The following is a 1682-nucleotide window of genomic DNA, read 5'->3' on the forward strand; positions in this document are numbered from 1 at the left end:
AATGGAAACATGTGATTACGAAATCTTATTTAAAATTCCAGATGGTTTTAACAATAATATCATTTGGAACATTGGTCATTGTATCACTTCTCAACAGAGGCATATGTATATGCGCAGCGGATTACCAATGTATATATCAAAAGAATTCATGGAGTCTTTCAAAATTGGATCGTCTCCTGGTTCTTGGAAAATTACTCCAGATGTTAATGAGGTGAAACACTTATTGATTGATACCGTTAACCACCTTGAATTAGATCTGGAATCCAGATTATTTGTCAACTATGAGCCCTTCGAGTTACCCATCGGATTTCAAGTGAAAAATCTTGCCCAGGCCCTACAAGCCGCTAATTATCACGAAGCGGAGCATAGTGGGAGGATTTTTACGTTTTTAAAACTGCTATCATAATATTAAGTACATCAATTCAGCCACTCGTCCATAGTTTAGGCGTGCTCCAAAATAAAGTTCGCATCTACGTTCAGCTCGGTATGCACCGCTTTTAGAAAATCCACGTCGGGCTTCTGCTTGCCGTTTAGGATTAGCGAAAGCTTTGCTGGACTTACCCTGAGCTTCCTTGCCAGGTCCACCTGACGTAGCCTCATTTCATACATGCGCATCTCTATCATTCCGGAAAGCGTCGAAGGAGCATCCACTACATACACGTTCTTTTCATATTCCTGTGCAGAAAGCGCCAGCCTACGGATCTCTTCCAACTCTTCCGCAGAAACGTGTCCGCTGCCTTTGGCCATCAGGCCATCTATTTTTGCCATTACTGCTTGGTAGCTGGCCTTAGTTTCAATCTTGTTTCCCCGTCCCATAGTTAAAAAGATTTTATTAAACAGTATAACGGCAATTTTCACCCAAGCCGTAAAAGGGTTTTTGGATAAAGGCTAAACTACCGAACAGTCCTTCAGTTTATCATATTCCGCATGCGTACCAACAAAACGTACGTAAACGGTCCTTACATCAAAAAATATCATCGCGACCAGCCTGTAACTGTTTCCTTTGATATTGAAGACAAACCTGTCGTTCCCGACAGCATCAACGCTGCCGAACATCAGCTTCATTTCGTGGAAATTAGACCAATCCGCAAATTCCACAGCACGGTACCAGTTATTGAGCGAATCCTTAGCTCCTGCATGTACAGTGAAAAATTCCTTTAACGTTCCGTAGCTGATAACGACCATACCAAAACAAATGTTGCTAGCGCAAATATACAAATATTTAGATTTTCTAAATAATATTTAATTTTATAAAATCCCCTCTCCACCTCACAACCCAAACTCCTTCCCCACTATCCGCTGCATCTCTACCCAAAGCCGCATTCCCATTCTTTGCCGTGGACTGCACCACTTGTTTATACTTAGAGCCCAAACTATTAGCCGACAGCTAAGCGTTTCCAATCCCTGACGTCTGAAAATGCTTTGCAATAAATACCAGCAACTCCGATCTAGGACTAGCGACAATCACACCCGTCTCGATGAGCAGCCTCACCAGGTAAGCCAAAGCATCGGCAGAAATGGAAACCTTAACCCGGTATTCAGGCAATTGCGGTATGCCGATCAGACCCCTTTTCGTTATGGCAGTTGCCCAAGTAAAGCGATCCCCTGTTTCTTTTGCAAGTACCGAATCTCCGCCTTAAACTCGGGCATTGCGGATCAAAACAAGCAGCACCCCGCTCCTG

General features: G+C 43.2%; 4 protein-coding genes. 2 read left to right on the forward strand and 2 right to left on the reverse strand.

The window, feature by feature from the left end:
• Window positions 1–406, forward strand: a 406-nt coding sequence (locus ACKI5J_RS05310) for a DinB family protein (protein ID WP_407427253.1), incomplete at its 5' end; no start/stop codon positions are given.
• A 35-nt stretch (window positions 407–441) separates the two neighbouring features.
• On the opposite strand, the gene ACKI5J_RS05315 is transcribed toward ACKI5J_RS05310, so the two are convergent.
• Together ACKI5J_RS05315 and ACKI5J_RS05320 are read right to left on the reverse strand one after the other, a co-directional pair.
• The gene (locus ACKI5J_RS05315) at window positions 442–816 is read right to left on the reverse strand and encodes a helix-turn-helix domain-containing protein (RefSeq protein ID WP_407427255.1); all 375 of its coding nucleotides are present in this window, start codon (window positions 814–816) and stop codon (window positions 442–444) included.
• A gap of 72 nt (window positions 817–888) precedes the next feature.
• Window positions 889–1185 (reverse strand): type II toxin-antitoxin system HigB family toxin, encoded by a 297-nt coding sequence (locus tag ACKI5J_RS05320; protein ID WP_407427257.1) that lies wholly within the window; start codon window positions 1183–1185, stop codon window positions 889–891.
• 232 nt (window positions 1186–1417) lie between these two features.
• Here ACKI5J_RS05320 and ACKI5J_RS05325 point away from each other — a divergent pair.
• A partial coding sequence (locus tag ACKI5J_RS05325; protein WP_407427259.1) for a hypothetical protein occupies window positions 1418–1682 on the forward strand: 265 nt, incomplete at its 3' end.

Origin of the sequence: Arcticibacter sp., from assembly GCF_045629565.1 — a bacterium.
GTDB lineage: Bacteria > Bacteroidota > Bacteroidia > Sphingobacteriales > Sphingobacteriaceae > Arcticibacter.